This is a genomic window from Paenibacillus sp. J31P316, from assembly GCF_056269105.1.
In genome coordinates, this window is record NZ_JBWDNI010000016.1 from 1 (window position 1) to 16,867 (window position 16,867).

Genomic DNA, 16,867 nt, shown 5'->3' on the forward strand with positions numbered 1-16,867 from the left:
CCCATCTTGGAGCCTTTTTTGTTAGGCTTCACAGCCGTTCGTTCCGACCTATAAGACCAACGCTAACCATAAATAGAGGCCTGAACTTACCGCACATTTTCGGCGATGAACGAAATTTTTGTGAGTTTTTTCGTGAGGTTTGTGAGTTTTCTATAAAATCCAATACTTTTGTGGGGCATTGTTATTATAGAAGGAATAAAATCAGGCCTCAGTACTTTCCGATATCTTGGTTGATACAAGAACAATTGTTCGCATATAATAAGAGCATCTACTTTAAAGGGTGATAACTCAATGTATGATCCAATTATCGCTTTAAATGTGCATATTGCTTTGTTGGCAGTTTTGGAAAGCGCAAAGGAACGAATGGAAAAAACCAGAGGATTAACGCAAGCTATAGTTAAGCTAGTCGGGCAAACTATTGTTTCAGAACTCGAGAAGTCAAAACGGACAATGAAGGAGAATGGAATGTGGATTTCGGAAACACCGATATATGGGCAACGCTACCGTTATTCGCTAAGCGGGCGCCGCGCCGAACATGAAATTTCGCAAGCCGATTTGGACTTGCATGTGGGAATCGTTCTCCGCACTCTTGAGCACAAAATAGAGAAAGTCACCAAATAAAATTTTGAACATTGAAACAGTGGTAGCTTTTCACTGAAAAATAAAGTACTTGGCTACCGCAATGACGTTCCTTGAACTTTCGATCGAATTACCAACTACGAAGATACTTTCCCCAAGGACCCAATTCAGCAACTGCTCTTTCAATTAAATTAATGAAGTCCCAATCCACTTTCCTACAACCCTTGCACGGAATCGGATAGTACTTCGGATCATCATTTACAGAGAATAACGTTAAGAATTTTTTTGAATGATCCTCTGGATCAAAATAAAGTAAACAATGTTCATCATTATGAACGTATTGTTCAGAGCAATCAGCACAAACGAAGACCACGAAGTCTGCATGTCTGTTGAGGGGGGAATTGATATCAAATTTCCCGTTATCCACTCTTATTAAAGGCAAAATCTCACCCACTTATGTAGCAAATTTAAGTCGGCTGAATCGGTGTCTTTATTTAGCTAACGTTCCCCGTTAGCTGAATGACTTTTTCTTGTTTGAGATTATTATTTGCTATTCATTTTTAGACAAGACTCCAGTCAGCAACCAATCGCTGCTGTTTTTTTCAACCCGTCTTGTCCTCTCTTCATATCAGTCTATGAACGGGGCGGGAAGGGTGCCATAAAGTAAGGACGACTAATTCAAGTAACGATTTCGGATGACCCCCATGTGATGAAGCTCGTGTCCTGCGATGCCGTAAGCGAGGGCGCGCGCCGTAATGCTTACGTTGTTGGCTGTGCCCTTGCGGGACCACGCCTCCGTCGGTAACCCGCGCAGCAGTGTGATCGTCGATTGCCGTACGGCCCGGTAGTCTTCGGCCAATTGCGCGGTTGTCCAGCTTCCGAAAGGAGGAATGAACAATTCCTGGTCGAAACCGGGCAGAGGCGTCTGATCCCCTCTTGCAAATCGGAGCAGGCGGTAGGTCATGACGCGTTCACTGTCTGCGATGTGGCCCACGACTTCTTTCAGCGTCCACTTTCCTTCCGCATACCGATAGGCGCTCTGGCTTTCGGTCAACGATGCCAGCAGCTCGGTCATTTGCTTTTCCTGGGTGAGCAGAATGTCGATGATGTTGCCTTCCGGCACCAACCGGATATACTCGCCGGCGTCCCCGGCGTATTCTTCTTCTGACGGTCTTTGGTTCATGCGTAATCACCTTTCTATGAAGATATAGAAAACTAAAATGCTCTTTCCAATGCTTTACCGCGATTTTTTTACGAAATTCGTAACTTCGGCATGTCTAATGAATTCGCGAAAGAATAGAACTTTCCTTCCAACAATTGAGAGTAAGCAACCACTTAGTTGGTTGGCCGCCACGCTAAACTGCCCTTTAGCTTAATGAAAAATGGAGCAGCTGCCACCGGCAACCTGCTCCATGATTCGTTGAACTAACGTTCCCAGTTAGCGTAACTACAATTTCGTGAAAGCCTGAAGATAAAAGGTCTTTCTCGATCTGTTGTCCAACATCCTCGGTTCTAGGTGGAGAATGAATCCGGTTCCCTACTTCCTCCAAACATCACTTAAGCCTTCTTTACCAAAGCCAATGCTTTTGGGGCTCCCCAAACCGCCAAACCGAATGTCAACGCGATGACAATGGTCGTAGACCACCTTCCCCTACCACTCTCCGACGTCGCATCGTTCTTTGTTTCCTTTGAATAGTCCTTATGCTCACGAGATGCTTCTGAGTGCATTTGATGATACCTATTTATTTCTTCGATCAACTGCATTCGCTCTTCATAGCTATCAGCTTTGCTGTAGGTCTCTCGCAGCATTTTCAACGTCTCCGCATGCTGTTCCATTTCCATTTCCGTTACAGCCTTATGTGATTCCAAGTTCTTTTCAAGGTTTTTGAGCAGCTCATTCAAATGTTCATACGTACCCTCTACGTATGCCTTTGAGACATCCATCTTCTTTTTTTGCATTTCATTAAATTGCTTGAAGAACTCAATCTGACGTGATAATTCATTTTGATCTTTGCCGCCCATAGTCATGTCATCCTCCCCTCCACGCAGTGAAGTAGTATTAGTTTAAATTTAACATTAAATCAAATATTAAAATATAAAAAAATTGTTCCACTATCCTGCCAGTTACTTCAATGAAAAATTGTAGCAGTTGCCTGCGGGAACTGCTACATGGTGCGTTGAACTATCGTTCCAAGATAGCTTAATGATTACTAAAGCCTACCCATATATATGATGACAGCACGTTCTTACTCAGATATAATATTTTTTGGAAGAAAGTGGTTATACTAATGGTTCTATTAATAGGAGGGTGGCTTAATGGTAAACGTTGCAGGCGTACTTGGTCGAGTTTTAAAACGCATACCTCTTGAAAATGCGATTGAAATTGTTTTTGAAAAGACTGGTTGGGTTCCAGCAAAGAAACCTAAGAAGAAAGATGATATTAAAGATAAATTCTTAGAACTAGCTCAGATCATTAGAGAAAATGAAATCGAAGATTTTGTTCAGATGGCTGTAATGAAAAAAAATATTGGTCTTCCAGCTTATACTTATAATGTTGCGAACACAAAATTTATTGATGATTTATCACCAGAAGAAATAAAAGATAAATTTTCCAAAGAGGATATATCCTTCAAAGATATTTATACTATTACTAGTAACGCTATTAATATCGCAGAGAAAAATATTGAATTAAATTTTCGTTTAAAAGAATACGAAAATACATGGCTCGCTGGCAGCAATAACATTAACGGGCTTTCAGCAGTCTTCACCTCTAAAGTCACGTTAGATGTAAATCGAAAAGTTTTGACTGTTTATACAGGCAATCATAATGTTCAAGAGGTACTTGTCGAATTTATGGCACACTGTTTTAACATGCCACTTCACTCATATAGAATTAAAGATTACCCCAACCAAGTCAATGAAATCGGAAGCGTCAGCTTTAAAACAGCACTTTTACTTGATTTCGTTACCAACAGATTGAGTAGCCGAGCTATCTCTTCTACATTTAAAGAAATAAAATTCTACACTGGTAGTAAAAGAAGAAAAGATGGAATACGTGATGTAGCTATAGGCGGACAAGCCCTCCTATCATCACAACTTGCTTGTGAATACATTACAATGGGAAGTAACATTGTCTTCTTTAAAACAGATATGGTATTTGAAGGTGTAGAATTTTCCACAAAAGTCTACCTTAAAGGCCCTAATTTGGATATACTGAAGATTGTTATTGTTGAAACAGATGACGAAGAAATTCGTAGTAAAGCGATGGACATTATTCAAAGTGAATATATAGATATGTGTAACCAGGGTATCAACAAATTACCCGAAACAAAAGTGCAACTTGATTTAATTGCACAAAAATATTTTAATAAAGATCAACTAATCGTTAGAGCAATTGAAGAAAACACCAAATATTCTCTTGCGATGATTTCAAAATTGTTACCCCACATAAATGAATCGGACGAAGTACTTGATTTGTTAGGTGAGATTATTAAATCAAACCAAACGATATTGGATTCAATTGGATTTGATGAACCATTAAATGAACTCCAAACATTAATTTCCTTCGCGGGCATTACTAATGAGGTTGTTATTGACGAGGAAGATTACTCGGAAGAAGAAGTAGAAGAAGAAGAAGAAGAAGAAGAAGAAGAAGAAGAAGTAGAAGAAGTAGCAGCTTCTAGGGAAGAATAACACAATTAGATGTTGGGGGGGAGTTCGTTGCTGTTGTGGTCTGAAGACTGTATCTTGTTTAAATTTGATGATATTTCAAAACTCCATTCTGCTCACAACGAACTCTATAACTCTACGTTATATGAAGAAATAAAGATAATTCCTGTGAATGAAAACGTAGATGAAATCAGTATTAGTTGGCTAGATCCTGTAAGGGTACGAGATAAGTTGTACTCAAGAGAACAAAGAAATGTTTCTTGTTGGTTATTCAAAAAAGAGAATATTATTTGTCCTTTTGCGAGCTCTGAAAGTGCCATCTCATACGTAATCAATAAATTTTCATTAATAAATTCATCCAATTATTCTAAAATAAATCCATTTCTTCATTGGCTACACAATCATAAGAAAAATAATGATTGGTTTGCGAAACTAATAAGTGTCCACATTAATAAGATCGGATCTGCGTTTGATGAAAGAGAGATAAAAAAGGTTAACTTGAAGAAGTTGGATGCAAATGAATACAAAGAACTGTTTGAACAGAATAATGTAACTAACCTTACTCTCTCGTTTGGAGATTTCATCTTTTATCTTGATTCTGCTTCAGTTATTTCTTTTCCAAGCACATCCAACGAACAAGTTATATTCACAATAATACAAAAACTGATTGAGGAGCTCACTCAGTAATTATGAAAAAGAAAAAGGCATCGCTTTTATATATTTTAGTACCTATTCTCCTACTGATTTTTACTGATTTTAATACTACCCTTTCAGAACATCAATCTAATTTGATCAAAGATCAAATCGAACTTATTAGCTGGATTTTCTCGGGCGTAATGGCATTAGTATCTTTTTTTGCTCTTTTTCTTGGATATGTGTATGAGAATAAGCTAATAGCAGCTTCTAAAGATCTTAAGCTTTTTTACCGCCCCTACACACTTAACACTTCGGACATTCGACAGTTACTTATCAATTATGAAGCAAATACTTCAGCCGATAGAATAATGTATTACCTATATTGGATATATCTTATCGTTTGTTGCAGTACCATATATATTTGGGGTGCAGCTGTTGGTTTCTATACCCATTTTAATTTTTCATTATATCCTGATTTCTCACTTTCCTCGGCAGTCAATGTAGGCGTGTATCTCTTTTATTTTGTATTATGCGGTTTATTGATTATTCTAACCTTTATGTTGAATCAAATTAGGAACTCAAAGGACCCCTTGGGTAAAGGTTATTTACCTACAGTTCAAGAAATCTGTGATATAGCCTACATCTCAAAAAGAGATGCTGATCTAGATGAAATATTAATTAAAAACAGTCCTTCACTGAATTTTTTTGTTAACCCTCCCCTCGACAATCCGAAATATGAAATGCATTTCAGCATTCCAATTAAACTCACAAATTTACGATTTGTGATAAGAACATATGATAAATATAAAGTACCAGTCCTAAAATGTTATGGTTTTGTTAACGATCTACATATATTAGGTCATAAATATATTTGTACATTAGAACGTAACTTAGATCCCACCTATTACAAATCCTTGACTGATAATGGGTCAGCAGAAATAAAAATATATGACCAAGATAATATTGTAATCTCAAGACTATTTATGAAATTGGAGATAGATATTAACGATAACTTTTCTTTCGTACCAGTAAAAAGTATCACCGAGAGGGAAAAAAACGAGATAGACCATGGACTTATTAAAAATTTAGCTAGTGAGCAAATTAATATATTAATTGAAGCTTCAAATCCCCAGGCTCGAGATAATCTATTATAAACAAACCCCCGATTGGAAAGCAGTCAGGGGTTTGTTTTTTATATTTCAATTATAATAATAGACCTTCTTTGTCGCTCCATTAAAAAAAACTTGTCCACCGAGCAAGTCAGCTGCTGACCGAACGCAGATATATGTCTTATTTCCGATCAGCTTAAACGAAGCAACTGGCTTTCCAGCAATGTAAGGCTTTGCTTCAGAAGTATTCCATTGAACGGGTACATCAAGCGCCTCACCAAGTTCTTGAAGCGGCAGATAAACGTGTCCGTCGATAATTCTGCCATATCCGCCAAGTTTATCATTTACCACGACTTTGATATTATTTTCTGCAGTCGGCTGAGGCGTCGTTGGAACGCCTGCAAATTTTTCGAAGAAGGCCTTTTCCATCGCATTCACATCAACGTTTCCTGTCACTCCGGCGACAATTCCTTCCGACGTAAATTGAAAGACAGCCCATTCATTCCAAGTACTATTTCCGATTGGCGTCGTCGCGTTGTAATGCGCAATCCATAGCGGCCACTTGCCAAGTGCTTTGCCAAGATAAGATCGCGCAAAGCTTGCACCTGAATAAATCATCGTCGGATGCCCTGTAAGATGCTCAACCGTCTCCAGCCACTCGATACACCAAGCCGTCAACACATCGGCTGTCACACTGGCAGCATTCCCTTCGACGTCCAGCACATGAGGAAAATCAGCTTTTAATCCATTGACGATTCTTGCGAAGCTGGATGCCTCTGTCTCCGCCGTATTAAGCTCAGGATGCGCATAATGGTAATAGCCCCGTTTCAAGCCCGCTGCTGCTGCCCCTGCGGCGTTAGAGGCAAAGGCGGCATCTGCTATTGTTGCGCCTTCTGACGCCTTAATGAAAGTTCCAGCTACGCCGTCAGACTTCACTGCTACCCAGTTGATCGCACCACGGTCAGATTGGTGATGTGATACGTCGATGACCTTTACATTATTCGCTGATTTTGCTTGCATCGCTTTTCTCACCTTCCTTGAACATCGAGGTCGTTCTTCCGGTCGCCCGCTGGATCTTTTGCTCTAATTCACTGCGCACCCATTTCAAAATTGGCTGAATGACCCAGTTCGGAAAGTAATCCGCCCATCCAGCTCGTAAAGCATTCGCCGTCATGCTCTGTAGCGTGTTATACAGTACTCCGAAGGCGAAGACGCCGAAAATAATTCCGCTAGCTCCAAGAACCTCATCTAGCAGGTGTCCACCGGCAGGCAGAAGCAAGATAAAGAATGTACGGAATAAACCATCCAGGCCATACTTGCTGGCATAGGACAGATCTTTTTTCGCTGCCCGTGTTCCAGAGAGCCAATCCATGGCGATAAAAAACAATAGTGCGGCGACGATTCCACTAACTGTCTTTCCACTTCCGTAAAGAAATTCGAATGCCGGTACGCCGAAAGCTCCAACCAATGCTGCGAAACCAGTTTGAACTTTTACCAATTTTCCCATCCCCTTAAAAATAATCAGACCCTGCCACAGAGCAGGGCCTGAATGCCATTTTCTCTACACTTCCAACGGTTTTCCGTCTGTACCAAGTCCCAGTGCTTCCAATTCCTCTTTTACTTTAGGCTGCAGCTGAGCAGGAACTTGAGCAAACGTACGGCGGTTATTAATGATAAGCGCGACATATACATCGACCATGAGTGTTTCACCTCCTCTCAGGCAATAAAAAAGGAACCGTATGATCAGCGCGATCATTGTACGGTTCCTTCAGCTTCACTATTCAATTTGGCTTGGACGGCAACCCGTATTCCGTTTTGTTCAGGAACCGATTCAATGCTTCGAATACCGGCCTTGACCAGCTCATAGTAAACGTCAACCATGCTTTTTATCATGCGCTACCCCCATCCTGCAACGCGAGCACCAATTCGAAGACGTCAGCCAGTGCGGACATTGTTGTTAAATTTGCGTCCCTTGCTTCGGCAAGTTCTTGCTTGAGTAGCGCTATGTCATCGACTGGGGGTTCGGGTGGATCAGGGAGAGTTAGCAGCTTGAACTCCCCATCCTTGTACACGGCAATCTTGTTAACGGGAATGCCAATGAGAATATCGGGAAGAGTTTGAACAACAACGAACTCTCTGCCGATTGGAATGTCCTCCGTGTAGTCAGGCAGGATACCGATAACTTGATCGTTATCCAATATGATAGCGAACATTCTAGCTCCCCCCTCCCCCTGAAATGTCGTATTTGATTGCCAAGTTTTTTACGCCAGCCCCGGCGCCTGGTCCGTTACCATTAACACCGCCGCTCCTTCCACGAACACATAGGAAGATAGGTCCTGGCTCCAATACTTTCAGGACTACGCTGTATGATGAGTAAGCCGAGCCAGAGGCAGTCGTATATGTGAGTTGAGCGCAGTCGTAATAGCTCGTACCAACATTGCCGTTGTCAGATAACCCGGCCCATGATGTATCGCTGATAACATATGTGTCCGCAAATTCCGTTCCGATTGGGGTCAATGTGTCCAACGGTAGACCGCCAGCGTTCCCATTTTTTACGAACGTTGAAATGAGTTGCGCGTTTGGATAGAACTGTGTGGTGCTCCCGCCCTTCACCATTTGTCCCGTACTCTTAATGGCGTAGACTCCCGACGTTGGCGAAGAGAGACCCGTGGTAGGTTTAAAGTCAAATGTGATCTTAACCTCACCCGCATATGCTGCATAAAACTTAGCAAGTAATTTCAGTTGACCAACGCCCGACGTAAGTCTCTCCGTTGCGTCAGAGTATTGGACGGTATCACTTGCTTTATATACTGCGCCTCCCACTGGTAACCACCCCGATCCGTTGTAATATTCTATCACGCCTGCGTTCAACCGCGTTTGGGCCAGGGCTGTACCTTTGTAGTTGATATTTCCGCTGAACGACTGGTCCTGCGTGAAGGTGTTCACTGCATTCGTTTTGGCACCGTTCGCAGCCGCCGCCACAACGAATGCGGTTGTTGCAATCTGCGCAGTATTCGTGCCCGCAGACGCTGTAGGTGCCGCCGGGGTACCTGTGAATGTAGGTGAAGCCAAGTTAGCCTTCAGATTGTCAGCTGACGTCACAAAAGCCGTTGTGGCAATCTGCGTGCTGTTTGCTCCTGCGGAAGCTGTTGGTGCAGTTGGCGTACCCGTCAATGTTGGGGACGCTAAGGGTGCCTTTAGATTGTCAGCTGCCGTCACAAAAGCCGTTGTGGCTATCTGTGTGCTGCTTGCTCCTGCGGAAGCTGTCGGTGCAGTCGGCGTCCCCGTCAATGCCGGGGACGCTAAGGGTGCCTTGGAACTGACCGCTTCCTGAACAAAGGACGTGGTAGCGATTTGTGGAGAATTCGTACCTGATACCGCCGTAGGAGCAGTAGGCGTACCGGTTAGCACTGGAGATGCAAGAGGCGCCTTTAGTGCATCGGCTGCGTTCACAAAGGCTGTCGTCGCGATTTGAGTCGTATTGGTTCCCGCGGCCGCTGTCGGCGCAGTTGGCTCTCCTGTAAGAGCTGGCGAGGCTAAAGCAGCCTTATTCGTACTCAACGTTTCAATGGACGTCGATGGAGCCGTATACCAATTCGCTTTTCCGGTTATCGCCTTGATCATATTTGCGATCTTGGACCAAAGCCTTGTCGGTGTATCGGCGCCAGCAACGGCCGGAATCGCGTCATCTATGGTTCGATTACCGATTTTTGCATCTGTAACCGATCCGTCGGGATGATCAAGCACATTGCTCGTTTTATGCACGGTAAGGCTCGCCTGAGCCGCATTAACTGAATCGGCATTTGCCTTTAACTGCGTATCAACGATGTCCATATTCCCGTTAATGACATCAATATCTGCACTATCCGTAGCCTTATTAGGCTTAACAAGATGATAGTTCGTTGTATCCGTCGCCACGCGCGCACCTCCTAGAAGATTTTACTGCTCATGACTTGACCCCAAGTAAAGACGGCCAATTGATTCCATGTTTTTGATGAGGCTTGGAGCCAAGTATTGTAAAGAAGCACATAGATAAGCGCCAAATGAGCAGGTTTTATTTTTTCGAGCGCCAGCTTTACATCATCCAAATTTGAAGGAACCCCTACAATATCATTGAATGTAACGGTGATGGTCCCATCCGAAAAGGCGACATCTACATGCCCATTCGTCCAACTCGCGACGACAAGTCTGATGAGCATGACGTCCGCTTTACCTGCACCGCGCATCTTAGACTTAATTACCGCCCGCCGATCGGCGTATGGCTTGGAGATGTCCCGCTTGATTCCGTATTCCTTCTCATAGATGTCAAGGCCCCATGTCGCGGTATCGACGTCAAGTTGCTTTTCGAAGTCAATCAGTGCGGCTTCTCCATTGTCCGCCCTCCCGCCAATGGAAGCGCAAATCTCCTGAATGAGCGGATCATACCGCATGATCTTATGCAGATTCAGGACCATCCTGTCCTTAAACAAGCACAACCCCTCCCACAATCGCGACATGCTTATCTGGGATCGCCACATTCACGCTGCCGCCATTGACGGTTAAGTTCGCATAATCGTCGACGCCTTCGCTATTCAATACCGCTTCTCCAACTTTTGCATAGGAGACATAGTCCAATTTAAAAGCGATGCTTTTCAAGTAATTGCCGACCGATGTTTTGATGTTTTGGATAACATCCGCGTCGGTATAACCTAGATCCTTTTGGACATGGACGGAGAGGTTAATCGAAAGACCGTCCGCACTCAGCACATAACAATGCGCACCGATTGGCGCTTGTCCGTTCCCAAGACCCGCGCTATCAGGATCAATATAGGACTGGACCTGATTTACAAGCGCGCTGCTGGCCGGTTGCTTATTCTGATCGATAATGACGACATCCACGGTATTCGGTCCGCGTGCGAGTGGGAAGACATCCACGTCACCAACGCCGCTGACCTCTTTTGCCCACTGGATATAATGATAGATATTTCCGCTCGTAACCGGAGATTGCGTGGCGGTGTAGTAGCGCTCCCGCAAGCTGTCGTCGGTCTCGGCTTCATATCCATCATGCGTTGGTGCAATGTTATTGACACTCGTGATCCCCGCGATTGTGACGGGTATTTGAATGATTTGATTGGCTGGCACGTTCCCGATTTGACCAGGAGTCATGCATTGTACGGAAACCTCCCCCGATCCAGTGATGGTGACCGTCTCTGACGACGCAAACTGCACACCGCTCTTCGTCTCAAACAGATCGCCGGTATGAATGACGCCATTCCCATTCACCACAACGACACCAACTGCAAATGTCCATGGTCTTCGGCTCATTCCCTTGCGCTGCAGAACGAATTTTGCCAGCAGATCGCCCGTTAGGTAATCAACATCAAGCAGCTGCGCGGTATCGCTTTGACTTTGCTCCAGCTTAGCAAGCTCAATGGCGGCAGACTTCAGTACGTCATAGATCAAATAGCCTGGCGTCTTATCGTAGCTGTCTCCAACGGCTTCAAGCAGCGACTTCAAAATAGCTTCAATACGTTCGTCCATCGACCATCACCTCGCTTTCCAAGCCTTCGACCATGCCCCGAAGCGTTTGAACTTGAAAGGAGAAGTGTGCTTTATTATCCACACGTGTCACGGTCATATTGTCGATGCCCGTGATTTCCGGGTGCTGCAAAGCTTTCTCTTCCAGCTGACGCCGCAATTCAGAATTGACGACGCCGATCGGGAGATCGCGGCGGCCAATGAAATGCTTGAATTGCATGCCGAAATCGGTGCCGGTATAGATTGGATATTGGTCGAGCTCAGTAATGAGCAGAAGCGTCACCCATTGCTGAGTGGCCTGTTCATATGTTGCTTCAACGGGTTTCCCATCGACTAGCACATATCGGCGATTTTTGAAATCAAACAAAAACACTTTACCAAGCGAATGGCTCGGTAAAGTGTTCGCTCCCTCAGGAGGTAACGTAATATCCGGAAACATCAGCTTCCCACCTTATCCATGACAGCATAGATTTGCCCGCCCGCCGCGGGAAAGAGAATAACCTGGTCCCCTGCCAGCAGTGTAAGCTCGCTGATCCGACTCGAAAGAATCAGATCCTCCTCATCCAGGATGATCTCATCTGATAAAGCAATGCTGATCTCCGGCAGCGGCGTAATAACCGTGGCGACGGCCATGCCGGATAAAGGTTCGTTCTCCCGGTCTTTGAACAATTTCCCGAGATCTACCGCCCATGGTTTCATAGGACCGCCTCCAGTTCAACATTGACTTTGTGTACGCCTTTTGATTCTGTGTGGTTGGCACTCTTAATGAGATACCGACCCACAATCCCGGTTATCGGCTCATTCAGATCGATGAGGCGACCGGCTTTTATGTCATCGTGACCAAGCAGTGTCAGCGAGCAATCTTCCTTCATCCGGTTCAATTCCGCAAGCGTCGTTTTCGCAATCTGCCTCGCCTGCGCGGCATTCTTGCTGTCCACGGTCATCACCTTGGTTAGCAGCCCGTAACGATTTATACTCGCGCCATCGGTTGCTTCTGCGAACACCTTGACCGACTTTTCATTATCGCTTACGACGGTCACCTTGTTTTTCATGTCGTCGATGCTTGTTGACCGGCTTGGCTCGGAAATAAAGTTCGTTACCCGCTGCAACGGACCGTCATCGCTTATACGAACCATAGGATTTATTAACAAACCGGCTTGCGGCCGTATGGTTAAGACATCGCCTAGCATCTCCATGTAATAGGAAACGCCGGACTCCTGAGTCGCCTGCGTTAGTAAATCCTTAATGATGTCGCTGACGACCTCACCCTTATATATCTTCGTTACCGCCGTTTTGATAGTGACGATGTTGTGTTTGACGTCGAATCGATCGCATAGTTTTCCGATCGCGCTACTCACGCTGATTTTTTTGAACTGAATGACTGTTTCGCTTTTATTCAAATACCACGCAAAGTCATAACAGGTCACATTTTTTCCGAAGCGCCCGGAAGGTTCAGAACCCGTCACGATGTAATGATGGATCACTTGGCCATAGTTCAAGAGTGCGATGACGTCGCCCTCTTGAATAAAATCGCGCGAGGGGAAGCCTGCCGCATCATTCGCTGCGTAACTGAACGTTAGCTCTTCCCCCAGGGTATCCATATGACTGGACCAGGCTACGTTTCCGGCAATGGCCGTGAAATTCGAATAGCGACCGCTTTTTAGCAAGGCAAGTTGATGCGCCATTCACTTCACCACAGGAAACGGGAATTCTTTCAGGTCAAGCGTATAGGGAATGTCCCCAGCCCGATCGACGCCATAGGTGAAGTTCTCAATCAGACAGGCCATGTTCAGGAGCTCCAGTCCTTCCTTGTTCGTCACAATGATCCGAATCGGCTCCCGATTGGCCCGCCAACGATTGACGATATTCACGCATCGCCAACCGATGGTCGAGACGGACACATAGGAATACTTCCGGGTCGGAAAGAATGAAACCAGGGAAAGGCTCTTTAAATCGCGAAGCCCTGGCAAGTTTAGCTTGCCAACCCCGTTCACGCCGCCGATCGTTTCGAATTCCTCATTCATCCATGGAATAGGCAGGGTGAACTCGGAGGGAATGACAGGAAGCGTCATGATTTCCTTCATGTTTTTTGCACTCAATACAATGTTCATGGGCCCCTCCTACATGTTCGCCATGGCAGCCTTGACATGACCATAAATTTTCTCCCCGAGCTCGTCTATGAATTGCTCATTTCCGATGACGTTCCCTTCGATCGTAAGGTGCAAGCTGAATTCACCCCGGCTGTTGTCGATCATCTTTTCAGACTTGTCGGCTGGAATGATCTGTGAACCGTTCGGCAGGTTCATAATTTCGCCGCCGCGTTCGTTGACCTGTGCGAGACCGCCCTGGAAGTAGCTCGTGCCCAGCGCGAAGGAAGGAAGCTTCGGGATATTAATGCCGAAGGATTGCCCACCAAACTTGGGTACCCACTTGGGAATGTCGATCTTGATCCTATTCAACTGTTCGATGAGCATGTTCACGAGGCCGATGATGCCGTTAATGGGTGCTTTCGCATACGTTTCCAGCAAGCCAAAGGTTCCCTTGAATACTTGAACAATACCGTCCCAAGCGCCTTGCCAGTCGCCCGTGAAGACCGACTTGAAGAACGTTATCAAGCCTCCGAAAACCAGCTTCACGTTCACAATGGCATCCTTAAAGCTCTGCACAATGCTTTGACCAAGCGGAAACGTCTCCAGCCATGAAGCAATGCGCGTCACCGTGCCGATGACGTAGGCCGTAATCATTCCCCATACCTGGGCAATATTCGTCCGAAGCCATTTGGCGCTCGCGACAACCTTGTCCCAGTTCTTATAAAGCAAGATACCCGCCGCCACCGCGACACCGATCGCAATAGCAATCAGGCCGAACGGGTTCGCCTTCATGACCACATTCAGCGCAACTTGTGCAAATGTAAGTCCTTTTGTCGCTTTCTTATATAGATCCGTATACTTGGTAATTTTACTCACAACTTGTTGGGCGATGTAAGCAGCTGTCAGCGCACTAACGACCGGGATAAGCCAATCGGCATTATCCTTTGCCCATGAAAGGCCAACCGCAAAGTCATGAATCATGGAAGTCCCCACAGCAAAGGCCTGTTTGATGCCCGCTTCAATGGCCGGAGAATGGTCGTTGAACCATTGACCAAATTCGTTCAACTTGGGCAGCAGCAGATTGGATATGGGAACAAGCACTGACATTTCCAGCATGCGCCCGATTCCTTTGAAGGCTTGCCCGGCGTTGTTGTACTTGATTTTATTGATGTCATCCATGGTCTTCTTCGACATGTCAAACTGCTTGTTTGTAGTCCCAAGCGCGGCGATGACGTCTTTCTCCATATCTTCGAACTGTGTGCCGAATAATGATACACCGATCGTATTCTTCTTGACGGGATCTTTAATCGAAGAGATGGACTGCACAATTTGTTTAAATGCTTTCTGCGCTGCCGGGCCGCCCTTCGCGAAGGTCTGCGACATCTGCTTCCCGTTGTAGCCTAGCGCCTTGAAGGCCTGCAACGAATTTTTAGACATATCTTTCGATCGGATCTCGAATTCTTTCACCGCATCGCCGACCTTGTCCAAATTGAATGCGCCGCTCTTCAAGCCCGAGTCAAACATGTTAAACATGTCATTCGCGCCAAACCCCAGGTTCTTGAAGTACACACTGTATTCGTTCGCCGAATCCAGCAGCTCACCCGACTTGTTCAATCCCTTTTGTGCGCCTTGTGCCATCAGGTTATAGGCTTGCGTAGAGGTAATGCCGAAGTTTCGCATCATGGTATCCGCAGTCTTCACCGAGTCAGCGACTTCTTCACCGAACACGTCCCGGTACGTCACGGCCATCGCCGTCGTCCGCTTCAACTCGTCTCCTACTTGCCCTGTGAATTGCTTCGCTGTCGTCATTGACGTCACTAGATCCTGAAAGCTTTCACCCATTCCCTTCCGGTACAAGCTGGAGACGCTTTTTCGCATCTCCTCGACCTCTTCTCTGCTCGCGCCCGTGGAGGCTTGAAACTCCGCCATTGTGGAGGAATAGTCTTTAATGAAATCTACAGCGCCTTTCACAGTTTCGATCGCCGTGTGAATGCCAATGAAGGCGGTTGCCGTTAACGCCGCGTGTTTCGCTACCTTCGTGAAGCTAGTAACCGCATTTTGCTTGAACGCATCCACGTTGTTATTAAGCAACTTTACGGTCCGCGCTTGCTTTTTCGTCTCCTGGCCTACTTGCTGCATCTTGCCGGAAAACTTATCTTGCAGGTTCAGGACGGTATTGATGGTTTTGGTTGACAGTTTGTTCACCCCCGAGCCGGAAGGCTACTTGCCCCCGAAGAGACGCCTTAGCTTCTCTTCCTCTTCTTCGCGATGTTGATTCATCCATTGAATGAATACGGCCTTCTCAACCTGGGACAGATTGACCAGTCGTTCATGGTCATGGCCACGAACGACATAGAAGCCAATCATACGCAGTTCAACATCGCGATCAATTAGTTTTTTGTGCTTTCCTCGATTGCCTCCGGCTTTGTGAACCCGGCGAGTTTCATTACAATTCCAGCGACTTCGTTAATTTCAAACGGCTCCAGAAGCTTGCCGACGATTTCGATATTATCTTTCACGTCATAAGCTTCAAGCAGCCCCGGATCGCGGAATAGCGGCACAGCATGATAGACCAGGAAGGCATTGGCGTAAACGACATCCGCCATATTGCTGCCGTCCCCCTGCATGTCGATCATCTTATACACGGTATCCCTAGTCGGGATTTCCAAGGTGATATTGCCTTCTAGGCTATGCACGTAAACATCTTTCGTTTGCGTGGATCGTGCTTCTTTTGCAGCTTTCTTGGCCACCAAGTCAGCAAGCGTTAATTTCGTGTCGCGGGAAATACCCATGATTCCATTCCTCCAAGAGGGGAGCGATGCTCCCCGTTATTATGATTACAAGGTTTCTAGCACGTCATAATCGCTGAACGTAAACGGCAGTTCCTCCGTCGCAATCGATTTGGCTTCTGTATTGGAACCAAATTCAGTAAAGATAACCCCCGACAGAACGACGCGTTCGGCCTTTCCAGTAGATCGATTTGCGATTTTAATGACGATCTTAATGTCGGGCATTTGCCCTGTCTTGAAGGCTTCCGCAAGGATTGTCGCTCCGCGGCTATGCATCTTGTTCAGATTCAACGTGCCTTCGCCAGCGAAGCCCATATATTTCTTATAGGTTCGTGGATCGCCGAGGAACGTGACATCTTCAAAATCCCCGGTCATTTTATATTCGACGGACTTGATATCTTCCCAAATCGAATCATTGATCCAAACCAGCGTATCATTACCACTGACGACGTTATTGCCTTTGTAATCCGGCATCGTG

The 16,867-nt window shown here is 45.5% G+C and carries 21 protein-coding genes; 4 read left to right on the top strand and 17 right to left on the bottom strand.

All coding sequences use genetic code 11. The annotated features are described in order from the left end of the window. Positions 1-291 precede the first annotated feature (291 nt). Positions 292-621, top strand: a complete 330-nt coding sequence (locus AC0YNU_RS26890) for a hypothetical protein (RefSeq protein WP_475762030.1) — start codon at positions 292-294, stop codon at positions 619-621. 631 nt (positions 622-1,252) lie between these two features. Here AC0YNU_RS26890 and AC0YNU_RS26895 read toward each other — a convergent pair. Both AC0YNU_RS26895 and AC0YNU_RS26900 read right to left on the bottom strand, forming a co-directional pair. Then, positions 1,253-1,762 (bottom strand): DinB family protein, encoded by a 510-nt coding sequence (locus AC0YNU_RS26895; protein WP_475762032.1) that lies wholly within the window; start codon positions 1,760-1,762, stop codon positions 1,253-1,255. 374 nt (positions 1,763-2,136) lie between these two features. Beyond that, complete coding sequence (locus AC0YNU_RS26900; RefSeq protein ID WP_475762034.1) at positions 2,137-2,601, bottom strand: hypothetical protein; 465 nt, start codon at positions 2,599-2,601, stop codon at positions 2,137-2,139. A gap of 294 nt (positions 2,602-2,895) precedes the next feature. Between AC0YNU_RS26900 and AC0YNU_RS26905 the strand changes: the two genes are divergently transcribed. The 3 genes from AC0YNU_RS26905 to AC0YNU_RS26915 are packed head-to-tail and all read left to right on the top strand — an operon-like array spanning position 2,896 to position 6,038. Further along, positions 2,896-4,272, top strand: a complete 1,377-nt coding sequence (locus tag AC0YNU_RS26905) for a hypothetical protein (protein WP_475762036.1) — start codon at positions 2,896-2,898, stop codon at positions 4,270-4,272. A gap of 27 nt (positions 4,273-4,299) precedes the next feature. Then, positions 4,300-4,935: a hypothetical protein gene (locus AC0YNU_RS26910; protein ID WP_475762037.1), complete on the top strand. Its 636-nt coding sequence runs from the start codon at positions 4,300-4,302 to the stop codon at positions 4,933-4,935. Between the two features lie 2 nt (positions 4,936-4,937). Next, positions 4,938-6,038 (top strand): hypothetical protein, encoded by a 1,101-nt coding sequence (locus AC0YNU_RS26915; RefSeq protein WP_475762039.1) that lies wholly within the window; start codon positions 4,938-4,940, stop codon positions 6,036-6,038. A gap of 45 nt (positions 6,039-6,083) precedes the next feature. On the opposite strand, the gene AC0YNU_RS26920 is transcribed toward AC0YNU_RS26915, so the two are convergent. The 15 genes from AC0YNU_RS26920 to AC0YNU_RS26990 form a co-directional block, all read right to left on the bottom strand. Next, positions 6,084-7,013 (bottom strand): GH25 family lysozyme, encoded by a 930-nt coding sequence (locus AC0YNU_RS26920; protein WP_475762041.1) that lies wholly within the window; start codon positions 7,011-7,013, stop codon positions 6,084-6,086. Then, a complete protein-coding gene (locus tag AC0YNU_RS26925; RefSeq protein WP_475762043.1) occupies positions 6,991-7,500 on the bottom strand; it encodes a phage holin family protein in 510 nt (169 codons plus the stop codon). The genes AC0YNU_RS26920 and AC0YNU_RS26925 overlap by 23 nt, the downstream gene beginning before the upstream one ends. A gap of 54 nt (positions 7,501-7,554) precedes the next feature. Then, entirely contained in the window at positions 7,555-7,692 is a 138-nt protein-coding gene (locus AC0YNU_RS26930) for a CD1375 family protein (RefSeq protein ID WP_475762045.1), read from the bottom strand. 53 nt (positions 7,693-7,745) lie between these two features. Then, positions 7,746-7,886, bottom strand: coding sequence for a CD1375 family protein (locus tag AC0YNU_RS26935; protein WP_475762047.1), 141 nt, complete (start codon positions 7,884-7,886; stop codon positions 7,746-7,748). Next, positions 7,883-8,206: a hypothetical protein gene (locus AC0YNU_RS26940; RefSeq protein WP_475762049.1), complete on the bottom strand. Its 324-nt coding sequence runs from the start codon at positions 8,204-8,206 to the stop codon at positions 7,883-7,885. The genes AC0YNU_RS26935 and AC0YNU_RS26940 overlap by 4 nt, the downstream gene beginning before the upstream one ends. A gap of 1 nt (position 8,207) precedes the next feature. Beyond that, positions 8,208-9,911, bottom strand: coding sequence for a hypothetical protein (locus AC0YNU_RS26945; protein ID WP_475762051.1), 1,704 nt, complete (start codon positions 9,909-9,911; stop codon positions 8,208-8,210). A gap of 11 nt (positions 9,912-9,922) precedes the next feature. Then, positions 9,923-10,462, bottom strand: coding sequence for a putative phage tail protein (locus AC0YNU_RS26950; RefSeq protein WP_475762053.1), 540 nt, complete (start codon positions 10,460-10,462; stop codon positions 9,923-9,925). Then, positions 10,455-11,513, bottom strand: a complete 1,059-nt coding sequence (locus AC0YNU_RS26955) for a baseplate J/gp47 family protein (protein ID WP_475762055.1) — start codon at positions 11,511-11,513, stop codon at positions 10,455-10,457. The genes AC0YNU_RS26950 and AC0YNU_RS26955 overlap by 8 nt, the downstream gene beginning before the upstream one ends. Next, positions 11,497-11,949, bottom strand: coding sequence for a DUF2634 domain-containing protein (locus tag AC0YNU_RS26960; RefSeq protein WP_475762057.1), 453 nt, complete (start codon positions 11,947-11,949; stop codon positions 11,497-11,499). The genes AC0YNU_RS26955 and AC0YNU_RS26960 overlap by 17 nt, the downstream gene beginning before the upstream one ends. Continuing rightward, positions 11,949-12,209 (bottom strand): DUF2577 family protein, encoded by a 261-nt coding sequence (locus AC0YNU_RS26965; protein WP_475762059.1) that lies wholly within the window; start codon positions 12,207-12,209, stop codon positions 11,949-11,951. Before AC0YNU_RS26965 ends, AC0YNU_RS26960 begins: the two co-directional genes overlap by 1 nt. Next, complete coding sequence (locus AC0YNU_RS26970; RefSeq protein WP_475762061.1) at positions 12,206-13,195, bottom strand: XkdQ/YqbQ family protein; 990 nt, start codon at positions 13,193-13,195, stop codon at positions 12,206-12,208. Before AC0YNU_RS26970 ends, AC0YNU_RS26965 begins: the two co-directional genes overlap by 4 nt. Continuing rightward, positions 13,196-13,621, bottom strand: coding sequence for a hypothetical protein (locus AC0YNU_RS26975; RefSeq protein ID WP_475762063.1), 426 nt, complete (start codon positions 13,619-13,621; stop codon positions 13,196-13,198). Positions 13,622-13,630: 9 nt separating this feature from the next. Further along, complete coding sequence (locus tag AC0YNU_RS26980) at positions 13,631-15,805, bottom strand: phage tail tape measure protein (RefSeq protein WP_475762065.1); 2,175 nt, start codon at positions 15,803-15,805, stop codon at positions 13,631-13,633. A gap of 185 nt (positions 15,806-15,990) precedes the next feature. Next, positions 15,991-16,392, bottom strand: coding sequence for a phage tail assembly chaperone (locus AC0YNU_RS26985; RefSeq protein WP_475762067.1), 402 nt, complete (start codon positions 16,390-16,392; stop codon positions 15,991-15,993). Positions 16,393-16,437: 45 nt separating this feature from the next. Then, positions 16,438-16,863, bottom strand: coding sequence for a phage tail tube protein (locus AC0YNU_RS26990; RefSeq protein ID WP_475762068.1), 426 nt, complete (start codon positions 16,861-16,863; stop codon positions 16,438-16,440). Positions 16,864-16,867 lie beyond the last annotated feature (4 nt).